Annotated in this window: 14 protein-coding genes and 1 pseudogene; 3 read left to right on the forward strand and 12 right to left on the reverse strand. The window is 57.8% G+C overall.

Annotated elements, in window-relative coordinates; translation table 11 throughout:
- Nucleotides 1–300 precede the first annotated feature (300 nt).
- Nucleotides 301–999, forward strand: coding sequence for a response regulator (locus tag PMI22_RS13725; protein ID WP_007946166.1), 699 nt, complete (start codon nucleotides 301–303; stop codon nucleotides 997–999).
- On the opposite strand, the gene PMI22_RS13720 is transcribed toward PMI22_RS13725, so the two are convergent.
- Complete coding sequence (locus PMI22_RS13720) at nucleotides 1,000–2,490, reverse strand: sensor histidine kinase (protein ID WP_007946167.1); 1,491 nt, start codon at nucleotides 2,488–2,490, stop codon at nucleotides 1,000–1,002. It abuts the gene before it with no gap.
- Nucleotides 2,491–2,563: 73 nt separating this feature from the next.
- On the opposite strand from PMI22_RS13720, the gene PMI22_RS13715 reads away from it, so the two are divergent.
- Nucleotides 2,564–8,509, forward strand: a complete 5,946-nt coding sequence (locus PMI22_RS13715; RefSeq protein WP_007946168.1) for a peroxidase family protein — start codon at nucleotides 2,564–2,566, stop codon at nucleotides 8,507–8,509.
- 146 nt (nucleotides 8,510–8,655) lie between these two features.
- On the opposite strand, the pseudogene PMI22_RS0129435 reads toward PMI22_RS13715, so the two are convergent.
- From PMI22_RS0129435 to PMI22_RS13690, 6 genes and pseudogenes are all read right to left on the reverse strand, one after another.
- A pseudogene (locus PMI22_RS0129435) lies at nucleotides 8,656–8,865 on the reverse strand (chitin deacetylase); the annotation flags it as partial.
- A 21-nt stretch (nucleotides 8,866–8,886) separates the two neighbouring features.
- Nucleotides 8,887–9,357, reverse strand: a complete 471-nt coding sequence (locus PMI22_RS13710; protein WP_007946169.1) for an SgcJ/EcaC family oxidoreductase — start codon at nucleotides 9,355–9,357, stop codon at nucleotides 8,887–8,889.
- 203 nt (nucleotides 9,358–9,560) lie between these two features.
- Complete coding sequence (locus PMI22_RS13705; protein WP_202949212.1) at nucleotides 9,561–9,953, reverse strand: hypothetical protein; 393 nt, start codon at nucleotides 9,951–9,953, stop codon at nucleotides 9,561–9,563.
- Nucleotides 9,950–10,312 (reverse strand): P-II family nitrogen regulator, encoded by a 363-nt coding sequence (locus PMI22_RS13700; protein WP_007946171.1) that lies wholly within the window; start codon nucleotides 10,310–10,312, stop codon nucleotides 9,950–9,952. The genes PMI22_RS13705 and PMI22_RS13700 overlap by 4 nt, the downstream gene beginning before the upstream one ends.
- On the reverse strand, nucleotides 10,309–12,027 hold the full coding sequence (locus PMI22_RS13695) for a DUF1538 domain-containing protein (protein ID WP_202949213.1): 1,719 nt from the start codon (nucleotides 12,025–12,027) through the stop codon (nucleotides 10,309–10,311). Before PMI22_RS13695 ends, PMI22_RS13700 begins: the two co-directional genes overlap by 4 nt.
- A gap of 296 nt (nucleotides 12,028–12,323) precedes the next feature.
- Complete coding sequence (locus PMI22_RS13690) at nucleotides 12,324–13,154, reverse strand: NAD(P)H-binding protein (protein WP_007946174.1); 831 nt, start codon at nucleotides 13,152–13,154, stop codon at nucleotides 12,324–12,326.
- 154 nt (nucleotides 13,155–13,308) lie between these two features.
- Between PMI22_RS13690 and PMI22_RS13685 the strand changes: the two genes are divergently transcribed.
- Entirely contained in the window at nucleotides 13,309–14,040 is a 732-nt protein-coding gene (locus PMI22_RS13685; protein WP_007946175.1) for a TetR/AcrR family transcriptional regulator, read from the forward strand.
- Nucleotides 14,041–14,045: 5 nt separating this feature from the next.
- Here PMI22_RS13685 and PMI22_RS13680 read toward each other — a convergent pair whose 3' ends face one another.
- The 5 genes from PMI22_RS13680 to modC all read right to left on the reverse strand — a co-directional run bounded on the left by PMI22_RS13680 (nucleotide 14,046) and on the right by modC (nucleotide 17,478).
- A complete protein-coding gene (locus PMI22_RS13680) occupies nucleotides 14,046–14,330 on the reverse strand; it encodes a hypothetical protein (RefSeq protein WP_007946176.1) in 285 nt (94 codons plus the stop codon).
- Between the two features lie 302 nt (nucleotides 14,331–14,632).
- A complete protein-coding gene (locus tag PMI22_RS13675) occupies nucleotides 14,633–14,863 on the reverse strand; it encodes a hypothetical protein (RefSeq protein WP_007946177.1) in 231 nt (76 codons plus the stop codon).
- A gap of 125 nt (nucleotides 14,864–14,988) precedes the next feature.
- Entirely contained in the window at nucleotides 14,989–15,210 is a 222-nt protein-coding gene (locus tag PMI22_RS13670; RefSeq protein ID WP_007946178.1) for a hypothetical protein, read from the reverse strand.
- A 72-nt stretch (nucleotides 15,211–15,282) separates the two neighbouring features.
- The gene (locus PMI22_RS13665; protein ID WP_007946179.1) at nucleotides 15,283–16,323 is read right to left on the reverse strand and encodes a DNA topoisomerase IB; all 1,041 of its coding nucleotides are present in this window, start codon (nucleotides 16,321–16,323) and stop codon (nucleotides 15,283–15,285) included.
- Between the two features lie 75 nt (nucleotides 16,324–16,398).
- On the reverse strand, nucleotides 16,399–17,478 hold the full coding sequence (modC, locus tag PMI22_RS13660; RefSeq protein WP_007946180.1) for a molybdenum ABC transporter ATP-binding protein: 1,080 nt from the start codon (nucleotides 17,476–17,478) through the stop codon (nucleotides 16,399–16,401).
- Between the last annotated feature and the right edge of the window lies 1 nt (nucleotide 17,479).

The raw sequence follows: 17,479 nt of genomic DNA on the forward strand, positions 1-17,479 counted from the left end.
CAACTACCTTGAAAAACGCCGTCCTGAGCTTAGAAAAGCGACTGTTGGTCGGATAAATATGGGTCCGGATTTTGTGAGGCTGTCTGTTTTTTGACGTTTTTAGAGGTCTTTAAAAACAATAGGATGCGGTGCAAATTCTTGTATTGTTGTAATGATGATTGTTTGTTGACGGTAAGACCTAAGTCTGATATTCGAGCGCCCGGAGCCTGGGACGCATGACGGGTGACCGGTGTCATCCCATGTTTCCTGCTATTAATGAATGATCGGTCATTCGAGTGCTAATCCTTTCGGGAGCGCGTCATGAATCCGTTCATTCGTATCTGCATCGTCGACGACCATCCGTTGTTGCGTGAGGGCGTTGCCAACATATTGAGAAGACGGCCGGATCTTCAGGTCATGGAGCAGGGCGCCAGTGCGCAAGATGCCAGGGATATAGCCCAGAGGGTGCGTCCGGATGTGATGCTGATGGACGTCAATATGCCGGGTGATGTTTTCGCCGCGGTGCGGTTCATTTCCACTGAGTTGTCGAATGTGAAGGTGCTGATGCTGACAGTTTCAGAGTCCGAAAATGATGCCTTTTTGGCGCTGGAGGCCGGCGCGCTCGGGTATGTGTTGAAGGGTGTCAGCGGACGGGAACTGGTCATGGCAATCAGGTTAGTTGCCAAGGGGCAGACGTATATCACCCCCGATTTTGTCAACAAACTGCTGAGTAACTTCAAGAAACACGAAACGCAGATTCATACGTTTGATCTGACCTTGCGCGAGGAGCAGGTTATTTATGAAGTTTCAAAGGGACTGACCAATAGGGAGGTTGCGTCAAAGCTGTTGATTAGCGAAAAAACCGTCAAGCACTACATGACCTGTGTGATGCAGAAACTGCACGCCCGAAATCGTGTCGAAGCGGTCACGGCCCTACGGCATTACAGGGAGCGCGAAGCGCTCGGGCGATTTCACATCACCGCAGGGAAAACACCAATTGATGCCCGGTGCCGCTTCTGATTAAAGTTTGAACTGGGCATTGACCGACGTTCCTGAGGTTTGAGAGTCGATACTGAACAACCCGCCCAGAGACTCAACGCGATAACGCAAACCGGCGAGCCCCAATCGGGTTCTGCCGGATGTATCGAGTTGCATGGCGTCCGCCGCCATACCCGGACCACTATCCCTGACGCTAATATTTAATACGTGATCAATGTATTGCGCCTGGATGACCTGACCTTCGCCGTTAGCATGACGGAAAGCGTTGTTGAGGGTTTCTTGCACGAAGCGGTACAAACAAAGTTTGAGCGGCAGCGGCGTGGCCTCTGGTAGCGGCCCCAGATTTAAGGTGACCCTGGTGCCGGTGCGTTGCTCGTGCCGTTGCGCCACCAGATGCAAATCTTCCTCCAGGCTCAAGTCGTTAATTTCCGGAAGTGCCAGGCCTCGGGATAATTCGCGGACCTCACGCAATGCGTCGGTGGCGGCACCACGAATGATTTCCAGTGCCTCCTGATCGACAGCCGAGCCGTTTTCGGTCAACTCGTCGAGCCAGATCAGAATCAAGGTCAATAACTGCGCCGGTCCATCGTGCAGGTCTGCACCAATGCGCCGCAAGTTGAGTTCGTTGACCCGGGAAAACTCCTGGGTCGCCGTCGCCATCTTGCGCTGTAGTTCGGCATTGCTGATGTGCAAACGGGTTTGCTCCTGCAGCCGTAAGTGCAGTGCCACTTGTTGGCGCTGGATAATTTTTTCACCGCGTCGCACGATGAAGAATAGCAGCGTCAGCATTGCCAGCGTCGCGGCGCCGACAACCTCCCAAACCTGCTGTCGGACACGATTGATCTCGCGCTCCAGACGATCGGCCTTTTCATAAAATTCGCCCACCGCAATGACTTTCCTGGTGCTGAAATCCCGCAGGGGCGCGTAGATCTCATAGAGCGGAACGTTTAGATTGCGCTCGAACTCGTTCTCATCTTCGCTCAACTCTTCAAGGTCGGTGACCACTTTGCCCTTAAGCGCCTCGGTGATCTCGTTGATTGGGAATTTGCGGTTGGTGATGGCTTTATTCGTGCTGTAGACCACCGTGCCATCCGCTCGCCAGATCTTGATCGAGACAATGTGCTGATTCAGCGCACGACTTTCCATGAGGCGGTCCAGGGACTGGACACTTGCTGTCGAGAGGCTGTTGTCCCGGCTCATCTCCTGCACATAGGGCTCCAGAAACGCTTCCATGTAGTGGGCGCCTGCTTCTGCAGCGCTCTGTACTGCGGCACTTTCTATTCGTTCGCTCACCAGCTTGCCAACAGAGAACATGGTCAGTCCCAGGATCACCGTAGCGGCAATGACAAACTGGGTCGTGTGACTCAGCTTGCGCGCCCGACCCTTGATCCGGGTGCGCCAGATTCCATTGCGAACCTCCTCGCAAACAGGAGAGGCTGGTTCGACCAAAGTCTCAGCCTTATCCGCGATAGAAGTCTCATTTTTTGATTCGACTTTTGCATCTTTTGCCATTGGCTTGGTTCCCTGATCATCGTGATAAGTCGCTTGGAAAACCCAGCAACTCAGCGGATATCTGGAGACTGACATGTATGAGCTAAAACGCTTCACACTCAATCAAAAAGACATTTCGTTTCTTGATCAGCAGGTTACGTTTCCCACCATTCATGTCGTGGGTTATAGCGCCGCCGGTGATCCTCTTTACGGCTACAGCGGTTCGGACGGCAATGTCCATGTGCTCGGTATTCTCGGCAGTTTCAACCCCCTGGATATTCCGGTCGGCGAAACCCGCTGGTACAACGGCGCACGGGACCCGATCGGCTTGCGCGACGTTTCCGGCCACTTCAATAACCTGACCCAGGACGGACAGAGCTGGGGCAGTTTTGGTCAGAATTTCATTCGCCTGACCCACTCGGACTACACGCACTACGTTCATCAGAATCTGGCTAACGGCGCATTGGCCGGACCGGGCGTTCCCGCTGGTGTCACGCCCATGGCTGACAGTAGTTCACTGTATAGCGATCCGACAGCTTCGCTAGTGGACTACACCCCCCGGATGATCAGCCAGACCATTGTCAGTGGCGGGGTAACTTTTGCTACCGATGCCAATGGGCACATCCAGCATACCGCCACGGGCGTAGCGATCGTTACTGATCCGGGGATTCTTGGCACCATTGGCGAGGTGGATACCACCTCACCGGATTCCGGCCAGTACTACACTCGCAACCAGAACACCGTCAGCGGTGACCCGTCGACGACCGGCTGGTTCACCTTGTTCGGGCAGTTCTTTGACCATGGGCTGGACTTCATCAACAAACCCAATCAGAACGCGACGATCACCATTCCTCTGGCGCCGGATGATCCGCTGTATGGCTCCATCGGCCCGGACGGGCAGCCGGTTTACTCGATCAAAGTGCATCGGGCTTCGGTCAGTGAAATGGACGGTCAAGGCCAGGCGCAATACGTCAACCTTGACTCGCCCTACATCGATCAGAATCAGACTTACGGCTCCAATGAGACTGTGACTCAATTGCTGCGCCAGTGGGTGGCGGACCCGAATCACCCCGGCCAGTTCATCGCGGGTGCTGCGCTATTTGACGGCACCACCTTGAGCGACGAAGCCGCCTGGACCCTCAACGGTGTTCTGACCCACCAGACGTTGCCGACCCTGAGCGAATTGCGCGCGCATGTGCTGGCCACCGGTCGCGACGATCTGACTTGGGACGACATTGCGAACTTCCGCGTGCGGGATGCCCACGGCCATGTACTGGATGCCGACCCTGGGACCGCCGGCATTCAAGCGGTGTACACCCGCGAAGCGATCCTGCTGGACATGAACCCGCACTTTGATGATGTGCATATCGATCAAGCGAAGCTGATGTCGCTGGATGCGCACATCACCAGCATCACCTTCGACTCGAACAACCCTTATGGAATGGTCATCAACTATGACAATTCGGGGCCGAAAAACCTGTTCAGCTTCGTCAACTTTTCCGACTTCTCCATCAGCGCGGCTCCCGGCAGTGCCGATTTTGCGGTGGCCAACGAGTTGCTGCTGCAATCGGTGGGCGATCACTACATTGCCGGTGATGGTCGGGTGAACGAAAACTTCGGCCTCACCGCCATTCACCACGTCTTCCATGAAGACCACAACGTGCAGCTGATCAACCTGCAGAACGAGGTGCTGGGGCAGACAGACGTCAACGTGCGACACAACTGGCAAGTCCAGGTGAGCAACGGCAGCGGCGGTTTTTACACCGATGCCAACGGCAATTTCACACTGGCCGATGGCGTCACCGTGTCCTGGGATCAGGACAAACTGTTCTACGCCGCCAAGTTGACCGTGGAAATGGAATACCAGCACGTTGCGATCGACCAATACGCGCGTTTGATCACCCCGGATTTGCCAGAGTTTGTGACCTATGACTCGGGCATTAACACCAATATTTCGCTGGAGTATGGCCAGGCCGCGTTTCGTTTCGGCCACTCGCAACTGCGCGAAACCATCGATGCCCTGGAAAAAAATGCCAGTGGTGGCTACGACCTGACCGGTGCAATCACTCACTACGCGCTGGAGCAGGCTTTTCTCAACCCCGGCGGTTTTGCCGAGGTGGGGCCGACAGCCATTGCCCTGGGCATGACCCGGCAGATCAGCAACGAAATCGACGAATTCGTGACCCCGGCCCTGCAACAAGGCTTGCTCGGTCAACCGCTGGACCTGGCGACCATCAACCTGGCTCGTGGTCGCGACTTGGGCCTGCCTACACTGAACCAGGCGCGTCAGCAGATTCACGATGCGCTCATCGAGGAGAGGGCATCACCGGCAGGCGCGCAGCATCACACGAACCTGATCGTGGATGGCTTGACGCCCTATACCAGTTGGAGTGACTTCGCCAACAACATGATTCACCCCGAGTCACTGGTGAACTTCATCGCTGCCTATTCATTTGATGGTGACGTGGCCCATGCCCAGGCCATCATCGATGCCGATACCTCAGGTGTTACCACCAACTATGCCGGTGGCAGCGTCACGGCTGAAGAGGCGGCCTATTTCCTTTCCGGTGCGGCAGATGCCAACGGCAATCATGTGGCCGGTTTCGACGGCTACAACGCGATTGATCTGTGGATCGGAGGCCTCGCGGAAAAACACGTCTACACCGGGCAACTGGGCACCACCTTCAACGCTATCTTCGAGGATCAGATGGAACGGTTGATGGATGGCGACCGTTTCTATTACCTGTTCCGCCTCGACCTCGGCTTGCCGGCGATGACCAACCTCAACGAACAGGTAGTGACCGAGCAATTCAAGGACATCATTGAACGCACCACCGATGCCCGGCACCTGGCCGGTGATGTATTCGGTTACGCCGACAGCTACATCGAACTGAGCAACACCGACTCCGGCGCCAGTGCGACGGTGTACAAGAGCGAGCACAAATACGGCACTCTGATTGCGGCGAACCATGTCGGCGTTTACTCAACCGGTGGCGCGGGCGGGATTGGCGGTAACGGCTTGCTGGTCAGCCTGACCAATGCGGAAACGCATACCGCTCAAACCTATATCCGTGACTACCGTCCGGACCAGGGCGAGAACCCTGATGGAACCGCGGCAGTGGGCTACAACTCTCACGAAGTATTGTCTGGCACCGACTACAACGACTGGCTAGACGCCGGCGATGGCGACGATACGATCTATGGCGAAGGTGGCGATGACATCCTCGATGGCAAGGCCGGTGCCGACCATATCTATGGCGGTGACGGCAACGATGTAATCTACGGCGGTGATATCGAAGACTTCCTCGATGGCGGGGAAGGGGACGACACCATCTATGCCGGGACCAGCGCAGGTGCCCTCGATGTGGTGATTGGCGGTAACGGTAACGATCACCTCTACGGTGAAGCCGGGATCGACGAGTTGTACGGTGGCGCTGGCAATGACTACATCGATGCAGGCGGCGACACTGATCTAGTGCATGCCGGTGACGGTAACGACGAGATCTACGGTGGCGACGGCCCGGACACTCTGTTTGGTGAGGACGGCGATGACATCATTTCCGGCGGTTCCACGGGTGACCAGGAGTTTGGAGGTGTCGGTGACGACATTCTGTTGCCTGGCCTGGGTGGCGCTCCGGGTCAAGGTGACGGTGATGAAGCCCTCGGTGACGTGGGCTTCGACATCGCGGCCTTCAGCGATGTGAACATTGCCCTGGATGCGGCGGCAGACCTGAACAATCAGAATATCGTGGCGGCGCCGGGCACCGCTGTGCTGTTCCAGCCGTTCAACGCCTTGCTGGCAGACATTGAGGGTTTGATCGGTTCACGCTTCAGCGATAGCCGTCCAAACACGACGACTCCGGCCAGCCCTCTGGCGGGTCTGATCGGTAATGCCACGGAAAACTGGTTGATAGGCGGCAGTGGCGATGATGTTTCCCAAGGTAATGGCGGAAATGACGTAATCGTCGGTGACTCGATCAAACTCGCCGATCTGAATCACTTGCTCGCCAGTCAGGGGTTCGCTCAGCACTTTGTTGGCCTGCAAGCAACCCGTCCGGACTTCATTATAGGTGACAACCACGCAGCCCCAGGCACGGCCGACGGCGCAGCCGATGAAGCGCTGTACAGTGGCAATTTTGCCAACTACAGCATCACCAAGTTCACCGATACCCGCCCCGGAGGCGAGTTGATCACAGCGTTCAAAGTGGTGGATTTGCGGGTCGGGGTGGCGAATGTCGATGGCACCGATATCGTGACTGGCATTGAAAAACTGCGCTTCGCCGACCGCACAGTCAACCTGAACATCAACAACAGTCTGCCAACCGGCAATGCGGTACTGTCGGGTTTTGCCACTGCGCCGACCCCACCTGGCCGTCCGGTGCCGGCTCAATACCGGTTGACCGCCAATATCTCGACCATACAGGATGCCGACGGCTTGCCTGGGCCAAGCGGGTTCACCTTCCAGTGGCAAGCACTGGTGGGCGCGGCCTGGATCAGTATTGGCGGGGCGAATGCTTCGACCTTTGCGCCCACCTCGACGCAATTCGGCCAGCAGCTACGGGTCATCACCACTTACACCGACAACAACGGCACAGTGGAACAACTGACGTCCGCCCCTTCGGAAGCGGTAGGGCGCTTCATCGAAGGCACCAATTTCTTCGGCAACACGCTCAATGGCACCAGCTATCAGGACATCCTGATGGGCTACTCGGGCAATGACGTCCTCAACGGCGGACTGGGCTCCGACTTACTGGACGGCGGCAGTGGTAACGACACGATGCGGGGTAACGCCGGCAACGACACTTACAGGGTGGATGCCAATGGCGATGCGGTTCAGGAAAATCTGAACGAAGGCACCGACACGGTCATGTCCTCGGTCAGCTACACCTTGGGTGCCAACGTCGAGAACCTGACATTGCTGGGGACGAACAACAGTAACGGCGCGGGTAACGGGCTGGACAACGTCATCCATGGCAATAGCGGTAACAACCAACTTAGCGGCGTGGCCGGCAACGACACCGTCTTTGGTGAGGCAGGCAACGATACGCTGCTGGCATCGCTGAACGACGGCAACGACCACTATGACGGCGGCACCGGCACTGACACCTATGACTTATCGGCCACATCGGCGTCGGCCACGGTCGATTTGCTTGACGGCACGTCAACCAGCACCCAGACCGGCAATGACGCCCTGACCGGCATCGAGAACGTCACCGGCAGTTCTGGCGACGATCACATCCAGGGCGACGGCGTCAGCAACCTGTTACAAGGCCAGGGCGGCAACGACTGGATGGACGGTGGCAGCGGTGACGACATCCTGGTAGGTGGGCAAGGCCTGGACAGCCTGTTTGGTGGTCTTGGCAACGACACCTTCCGGGCGTCGGTCAATGATGGCAATGACAGCTACGACGGTGGTGGCGATACCGATACCTACGACCTGTCGGGGACCACGGCCAACGCCACGGTCAACCTGTCTACTGGCTTGGCGAGCAGTTCGCAAACCGGTAATGACACCTTGAGCGGCATCGAGAATGTCCTCGGCAGCAGCGGCACCAACAGCTTGACCGGCGATAACGCCAACAATGCCCTGACCGGGCAAGGCGGCATCGACACCCTCAGCGGTGGAGGCGGCGCGGATACGCTGACTGGCAATGGCAATCGCGACATTTTGACCGGTGGGGCGGGGGCGGACATCTTTATGTTCAGCGCATTGAACGACTCCGGTACTTCGACCGCAAGCCGCGATGTAATCACCGACTTTGCGCAGGGAGCTGACCACATCGATCTATCGCTGATCGATGCCCGGACCTCCGGCGCAGGTTCTGCCGGTAATCAGGACTTTGCCTTCCTCGGCGAGTGGAATGGCGTCGGCACTGAGTTCAGTAACCAAGCGCAATTGAAGTTCCACTTCGCCAATGTCGGCGGGGTTGATCACACGTATGTGGAGGGCAATGTCAACAGTGGTAATGGCGCCGATTTTCAAATTGATCTGGTCGGGCATGTCGCCCTGACAGCGAGCGATTTTGTCGGCGTGGTATAGGGCTTTAAACCAAAAACGGCGCCCTTTGAATCAGGGCGTCGTTTTTACTATGGAGGTTCGAGCTAGAAGGTTGCTTAGCAACTCGAAATTGCATGCCGGCCCAATCATGAGAGCAAGGGTACAGCGGTGCGTCATCAAGGCGTCCCCTAAGCAGGGAATTCAGCTATCCAGTGCCTGGCAATTTCTTCTCGCCGGCAGATCCACGCCGAGCCGTGGCCTTGCACGTAATCGATAAAGCGCGCCAACGCCATCGCGCGCGCTGGGTGGCCGCTGATCCGGCCGTGCAGGCCGACGCTCATCATCTTCGGATGTTGCGCGCCATCTTGCCACAGCAAGTCGAAGGCATCCTTGATGTGAGTGCCGAAGTGATCGCCGCCTCAATTCTTCTCCGGCATGGCAGAAGAGTGATGACTAGTAATCAACCACTGCTTTCCGTCCCACTTATAGGTGTATGTGTAGCGAGCTTTGACTTGAGCACCCGTAGTTCCAAAGGTGAACGTATAGAGTCCTGCGTCAACCGCAGAGTTACAACCAATCTCTATTGTCCTTGAGTTGATCACGCCTTGGGGCTTGTTTTCCAGGAAGTGTTGGAAGTAGTCCTCCTTCTCGGCCGGGGTTAGTCTCGGTTTGTTCGACACGGTGGGAAGAAGGACCGAGTGCTCGGCATAGTTGGCGACAACCTGGTGTGGGTCACCGGTTTGCAGCGAGCGATTCCATCGGTCAAACAAGGCCGAGATTTCTTGCTCATTGGTTGCCTTGCAAGTTTCCGTGTGCGTACCCGATTGGGCTGAGGCACAACTTGAAATAACGACAGCAAGGGCAGTTGACAGGACAGTTACGGTTCGCATCGACGATTCTCCCGGCAGCGGTCGAAAACGGTGATGGAATGACGATCCTTATCGTTGCAAATCATTGATTTTCTTGAGAGTGGTCACTGCGGGTGTGACATTGTGCGAGGGGAGGCACGCCAAGAATGGCAAACCCGAGCGACTCAATAAGTATAGGTGGGAAATCAAACTAAGCTGCCGGGCTCGGAGGGCAGAGCTGTCACCTATCCCTCTACTTTTTTCGCGCCGGGCTCTTGCGTCAAGCCAGCGGGCATCGCCAGTGGCGTCGCGAAATTCAAGGCAACCATGTACGCCATACCTTGGCCCGGCTCGGTCAGCCCGGCGTGTGCACAGATGAAGTCGAATACCGCATCGGCCTGGGTTTCATCCACCACCACGTTGACCACCCGGGAGAGAACCGCCTCTGGCACTTCGTTGCGGGGGGCTTTGGCCGCCTGCAGTATGGCCACGCTGCGGCAGTTGACGCTGTCGGCGCGCGTAATGCCGTGGGCCTCCCGCAACAGCATCAGCAACCTGCGCTCCGTGCCATCGTCGGGCAACACACAGGTAATGAGTTTTGCAGCGCCGCCCGGTATACCCGGTGCAACCATTCTCACGAGGATCTCCCTTGTTCCAGCATTTCGCGGGGGATGTAGGTGGCCACTTTTTCCACCGGTGTCGCGTAGATCATGCCGGCACCGGGAACATCCAGGCTGGCCGCATGATAGATGGCCTCGAGTACCGCATCCTGGTAGTCGGCAGCTACCAGCAGGCTGACCACTTCTTTCTCCGCATCGATGGCGATGCTGAGCAGGCCAAGCCGCTCACGGGGGCCAAGCCCGCTGGCGTGATAGACAATGGCGCCTGGCGCGCCCATGCCCTGGGCCGCCCGGATCACCAGATCCGCGCGCCCGACGGGGACAATGCAGGTGATCAGTGCAACGTCAGTAAGGTAGGTAATTCCTTCAGCTTTCATCCCGCTTCTCCCGTGCCCAATAATTGATTCGCTGGCTGTTTCGTGGCGGCCTTTGTCTGTCTCCACAACTGGAAACGCGCCCACTGTCCGAGGAGCATGACGCTGATGACCGGGCCGACGGATGCCATACAAAGAATGCCGAAACCCTCGACTGCGTTGGTGGCATTGCCCAGTCCCAGCCCCATGGCCAGAACGAGCGGAACGGTGATTGGCCCCGTGGTGACACCCGCGCTATCCCAAGCCACATTGACAAACTCTTCGGTCGAAAAAATCGTCAGTACCACCGCGAACAGGTAGGGCGGCACCACCAGCCACACCAGTGGCAGGCCGAACACTAACTTGGCCACACCCACGGCAATACCGCAGGCGACACCTATCGATACTGCACGTATAAGGCTGCGCTTGCGGATGAAGCCGTTGGTAAGCGTCTCTGCGGTAACACCGAGTGCATTCAAAGCGGGTTCGGCAACGGTCGCCCCGTACCCGAGCACCCAGGCGAAAGCCAAGGCCAGTACCAACCCCACCTGATACAGGTAGAGCGGGGAGTCGTCCACGCCGGGAGTCTGCATGAAGGCCGCCGGAATCAGTGAGCCCGCGCTCCCACCCAGCTTCGACAGACCATAAGTCAGCCCGAGATTGAACACGCACATGCCCACCACGGTCAGGGCGATACCCAGGAAGATTTCGCCGCGCCGGGGCAGGCTTTGGCGCAGCAGCAGTTTCAGTACGATCAGCAGGAAGATCACCAAAGGCACGATGGCCCGTATTCCCGAAACAATCTCCAGTCCGGGGCTGACCCTGTGCCAGTCTGCAGCCAGCTCTGCGGCGCTGGAAGCGGCCTGCGCCGCGGCGATGATTTCCGCCGGCGAGGAGATAGCCGCCACGTACAGTCCCAGCAGCATGACTCCGATGACGGGAAACAGCGAGGCCAGGGTGACAATACCGAACCCGGACAGCCCGGAACCGCCTTTGCCTGCGGCGGCCGCGATGCCGATGCCCAGCGCCAACACCAGCGGTACAGTGACTGGCCCGGTGGTGACCGCGCCAGCATCCCAGGCAAGGCCGATTATCTTTGCAAGCTCGGGATCACTGCTCATATACACCGTCAGCAGCAGAACGGGCGCCAGCGATAAATAGATCAGCGGCTTCAGGCTCCAGCCGTAGATGAAACGGAGCGTGCCGGTTACAGCGGCCAGACCGACGCTGGCTCCCACCACCAGGACCAGTTCGCTCGTCCACTGGTTGAGTATCGCCCAGAGGTAGGGCGCATTCTGCGCTGAAACGTTCTGCCCGGCGGCACGCAGCGCGCCAATTGCGGGTTCAGCGAAAGTCACCCCGATGCCCAGCAGCAGGGTGACCAACAACACCACCGGCAGGGATAACTTGCGCGGAAGGTTGCTGCCGATTATTTCGCCGAATGGCATCAGGCCGAGTTTCAGCCCTTCCATGAACAGCATCAGTCCGACGATCACGGCGAACAGGCCGCCCGTGACCAGCAGCGAGTCCTCCACCAACTGGCGCAGGATGATGATCTGAAACAGCACCAGGTACAGGGCCAGCGGTACCACGGCGCGAAGCTGCTCCATCAGCCGGACATTGAGATAGGGCTTGAGGATGGCGGCGATCTCGCCTGCGCGCAATTTCGCAGCTTTGTGCGGCGCGGCCTGCCAGCGGCCCTCGGCATTGCGAACCGGTGCGGATACCAGATCACGCATAGGTATTTCGCGGCGACCGGCTCCGATCTTATGCAAGTAGTCGGCGTAACGAATGGGGTCTTTCATAGGGGCTTCAGTTGAGGGTGATCTACCGGTGAACGACCAACAGGCGGTCTCGTATTGTCGCGAGTCTGGCTAAAAGCCATTTCTTTGTCTACCGCGTACAAGTTTGCCTGCCTTTGATAGTCAATATTTTGACTTCAGTCATCATGTTGATTCATTCAGGGGTTTTGGTAAAGAACGGCTCCCTAGGCTGGAGAGCCGAAGTGCGAACGTGCCCAACCCACTGCGCGTTTCTAGGCGGGCGTCCAAATACCCGTTTTTGCGGTCCGTCGAGCATAGTCAGTGAAGTCCCGAGCCGGCCGGCCCAGTGCTTGTTGTACGCCATCGGTAACGGGTGTGTTTCGGCCATCCAGCACAGTGGTAAAGAGGTAGTGCACCAGCTCAATCAACTCGGTAGGCAATTGTTCCTGCTCCAGCGCCGCACGATATGCGTTCGGTGGGACTGCGATGAAACGGATATCGCGACCGGCCGCTTTTGCGATCTCATCGACAGCATCGGCAAACGTCAGCGCCCGCGGCCCGGTCAGCTCATAAAGCTGGCTTGAATGTCCGGGTTGGGTCAGCGCCTGGACTGCAATTTCGGCAATGTCTTCCACATCGACAAAGGGCTCCGCGATGTTGCCGACGGGAAGCGCCAGTTCGCCCTGAAGAATGGGCTCCAGGAAATGCGCCTCACTGAAGTTCTGGGAGAACCAGCTGCAACGAAGGATGGTCCAGTCGATGCCGCTGTTCTGTATAACGCTTTCGGCGTGTTCCGCTTCGACTTCGCCGCGCCCCGACAGCAGCACCAGTTTGCCGACGCCGCTTTTGACGGCCAGATCGGTGAACGCCTGAATCGTTTCGACTGCGCCCGGTACGGCGATGTCCGGCTGGTAGGAAATGTAAATCGCGTGAACGCCATCCAGCGCTGCCTCCCAAGTGGTCCGATCCTCCCAGTCGAAGGGTGGATTCGCCTGCCGGGATCCGAGGCGCACGGGCAGTCCCGCGGCTTTAAGACGTTGAGTAATCCTGCGCCCTGTCTTACCGGTCGCGCCCAGAATGAGGACGGTGCCTTGAGTGTTCATCGTGTTCATCTCCATCGGGTTAAGGTGAGTAATGCTCACGTTAAAAAGATGATAAACGCTCATGTTCTACCGTCAACCAGCTCAAAGGGGAAACCGACGTAAGGCATTGCCCCCTTGGGTGCGAGAAAGGGCGGTGCTAAGGTGAGTACATGTCATGTTATTTTTCGGGGAAAATGCAGTGCCGAAGAAAACCACCACCGGGCGCGAACAGCCCTTTTCAGAGCCTGCCCGACGCACCCCCACGCAACAACGCAGTCGCGAGCGGCAAGAGCGAATACTGGCGGTGGCGACGCAGCTAATCGCGAGCAAAGGCAGCGACTCGCTAAAGATGAGTGAAATTGCCGAGCGCTCGGAAATCTCGATTGGGTCGCTTTATCAATACTTTCCAGACAAGAGCTCAGTGATTCGCACGCTTGCCGAGCGCTATAACGCCGAGAGCCGCCGGTGTATAGAAGCGGCACTGGTGGCGGTCCAGGACGCGCATGGATTGCGTGCGGCCTATTCGGACTTGCTCGAGCAGTATTACGACATCGTTCAGGCAGAGCCGGTGATGCGTGATATCTGGTCGGGGATGCAGGCGGACAAGCAACTGCTGGCGTTGGAGTTGGAGGAGAGTCGTGTCGCCGGCAGGTTATTGGCCGATGCGATGCTTCGGGTGTTTCCAGGCAGTGAGGTTCAGCAGGTCGCAGATACCGCATTTCTGATTTGGCAAATGGGTGAGGCGACCATGCGATTGGCCATTACCTGCGCACCAGAAGAGGGGCGGCGATTGTTCGAAGCGTTCAAGCGCATATCGCTCGCAGAAATCATGCGGCCCGAGCGCCTGCATTCACTTGAGTCATTGATCGGCAGTGGGTCGAGTGAAGTCGACCCAGCTGTCGATTGAGCCTTTTAAACAAACGGTTGGCCAGCAAATCCACGAGGTAGTCTTTGCAACCCCGCCATGGCGGTAAGCCGCTCGGTCCAGGCTGAACGCCAGTCATTGGCGGTGTGCGTGGCTTTGGCTTTGCGTGCGGCACGGCGCGCCGCATTACGCTGGGCCTTGCGCGCTTCCTTGTACGCATCGGTGTTTCGGCAACTTCTGCATTTCACACGGTTCAGTTCTTGGGTGGACGTGAGGTTGCTGCCTTTGTGACCGCAGGCCAGATGCCCGCTGACTTTGAAATGGGTGACCATGGAACGTCTCCTTCGCGACGTGTAATCGTTTGACCCCCTGTAAACTCTAGCGTTCGCTGGCTACCTGGCGAGCAAAAAAAAGGCCTGCATGCGGGCAGACCAAGGTAATTCTTCAAAGGAGTAACTGACTATAGGGCGTGGGTTGTCAACGCGACGTGAAAGGAGTGTCAAAAAAGCCCGGCATCAGGCCGGATTGGGGGGGTAACAGCAGATCGACAGTCATGCGCAAACCCGGTAACGATGAGTCACCGTTCATAGGGCCTGAAACAGGCCCTGTTCTTGCCTCGCGTGTCCGGATCGACTCATCTGAACCGTGGGAGCGGCGGGTCGACAGGTTTTAATGACGACAGCGTGTTTCGAATCAGCGGTGTGTCTTTTTCGATGTCGTTCAGTCGATCACGAATCCTGAGGGCAGTCGGGTGTCCCCCTTGATGATCGACCCAGTCGGCAATTTCCTTGCACGCGGCGGCAAGTCGAGCCTGCCGGGAGTCGAGCAGGGTGAGGAGGGTGGTGATGGACTCTTTTTCGGACATGGCAAACACCTCCGTTGAAGAAACCTGGCATAGGCAGCAAAAAGCCCGCGTGAGGCGAGCTTGCCGTTGGGGTTGCTGTTCCTTCAGTTGTTTTTCAGTATAGACCCGTAGCCGACAGGTGAATATCAACCTTGGCGGGCCAGCACTTGCGACGTTGAGTTCAGCCGTTGGCATTCGTGTCTGGCATCTGCTTCAACATCAAAACCATCCCCGATGAAGTCCTGCGTGCGCGTATCGGCAATGCGATACCAGACAGTGGCGTCAGGGGGTGGGTGACCGGTTTCTCCGGCTCGGCGGCCATGAATGATGATCTTGTTGCAACGCTTCACAACGAAAATGTCTTCCATGGCTTCACCGCAGCTGATACGTGTTCAGATCAACTATAGAAGTTCTTTGTAATCGTGCAAAAAATAGGCAGGTCAGTTCGTCGCTTCAGCACTGGCGAGCATACGCTCAAGGAACATTGCCAGTCCGACTTCCTCTGACTTGAGGCCTTTGCGCAACCTTGGACGAGGCAACTCAGCCAAGGCTCCGAGCATAAAAGCGTCGAGCACCGCCGGATGGATGTAGCATTTTCGGCACACCGCAGGCGTGTTGCCCAATTGTCTGGCGACGTTCTTCACCATCTCTACCACGTGGCGCTTCGCATCAGACTCGGGTTCCCACTGCAATTCGCGCAACACGGACAACGCCAGAACACTGCCCGCCCAGGTGCGGTAATCCTTTGCCGTGAAATCGGCGCCGGTGAGGGTTTGCAGGTAAGCGTTGACGTCGGCGGAACTGACGGTATGTCGCTCGCCGTTTTCATCCAGATACTGAAACAGGTTCTGTCCGGGGATTTCCTGGCAGCGCTTGATGATCCGGGCCAGGCGTCGGTCTTTCACAGTGATCTGGTGCTCGACACCACTTTTGCCACGGAACTGGAACCGGATGGCACTGCCGTTGACTTCCACGTGACGGCTGCGCAGGGTGGTCAGGCCGTAAGAGCGATTGTCCCGGGCGTATTGAGTGTTTCCGACGCGGATCAGAGTCGCGTCGAGCAAGGTGATGACGGTGGCCAAGACTTTATCTCGACTGAAGCCAGGCGCGGCCAATAGCGTTTCCAGCTGTTTGCGCAGTTTCGGCAGCGCCAGGCCGAAGTCCCGCAGACGCGAGTATTTGTCGGTATCACGCACTTCGCGCCAGCGCGGGTGGTAGCGGTACTGCTTGCGACCGCGAGCGTCGCGGCCGGTGGCTTGCAGATGGCCGCACGGGTCAGCGCAAATCCATACATTGGTATAGGCCGGTGGCACGGCGAGGGCGTTCAGACGTTTGATTTCCTCCGGTTCGGTAATGCGCTGGCCCGCAGGATCGAAGTAGCAGAACTTTCCACGCAGCAGTTTGCGGGTGATTCCGGGTTGCGTGTCATCGACATAGTGCAGGTCGGGTGGCAATACATCGGGCAGCGCGGTATCGGACATGGCGAGTCATCCTCGGCGACAAATCAGGGCCAGTACAGCCATTGACCGCACGCATTTGCCGTGGTGCCAGCGGATTTAAGCCAGGACTGCCACTGCTTTGATCTGTGCCCAGAGTTGCTGGCCCGGATGCAGGCCCAGCTGGTCTCGGGAGTAGCGGGTGATTCGTGACAGCAATGGCGTGCCGGCGGCGTTCAGGCGGATCAGCACGTGGGCGGCGTTGTCGGCACCGATTTCACTGATCACCGTCACCGGCAAGCGATTGAGGATGCTGCTTTGCTCAATGCTTCGCAGGCTCAGGCTGACATCGCGCGCATGAACCTTGCAACGCAGTGCCTGGCCCAGTGGCATGGGCGCGTGGGCGACGCGAATGCCCAGATCGGTATCGGGTAGCTGCAAGGTCAGCAACTGATAGTGCGCGTCATACGCGCTGACATGCCCTTCGATCACCACGCCTGCATCGTCGCCCAGCGCCAACGGCAGGTCGAGACGGGCGAGGGTTTCGCCGATGGGGCCGCTGGCCAGTGCCTTGCCTTCGCTCAGCAAGACGATATGGTCAGCTAGGCGTGCGACCTCATCCTGTGAGTGGCTGACATACAGCACCGGGATGTCCAGCTCATCGTGCAAACGTTGCAGGTAAGGCAGGATTTCATTTTTGCGCTGACTGTCCAGCGCCGCCAGCGGTTCGTCCATCAACAAAAGTCTCGGGCTGGTGAGCAGCGCGCGGGCGATGCCGACCCGCTGCCGTTCTCCGCCGGAAAGGTGCTGCGGGTGACGCTCCAGCAGGTGCCCGATTCCCAGCAGTTCCGTGGCATGGCCCATGTCCACCCGACGCTGCTGTTTCGGAATGCGTTTGAGGCCAAACTCCAGATTCGCCAGCACCGACAGATGGGGAAACAGGCTGGCTTCCTGGAAGACGTAACCCAGCGCGCGTTTATGCGGGGGCACGAAAATCTTGTTGTCGCTGTCCTGCCAGACTTCATCGTTGACCCGGATAAAACCCTGTTCAGCGCGTTCCAGACCGGCGATGCAGCGCAGGCAGGTGGTTTTTCCCGAACCCGAGTGTCCGTAAAGCGCCGTCACGCCCCGGCCCGGCAAATGCAGGTCCACGTCCAGGGCGAAGCCCGAATAACTCAGTTTCAGACGCATATCGATCATC

The sequence above is a fragment of the Pseudomonas sp. GM21 genome (assembly GCF_000282215.1).
In the GTDB taxonomy this organism is placed as follows: Bacteria; Pseudomonadota; Gammaproteobacteria; order Pseudomonadales; family Pseudomonadaceae; genus Aquipseudomonas.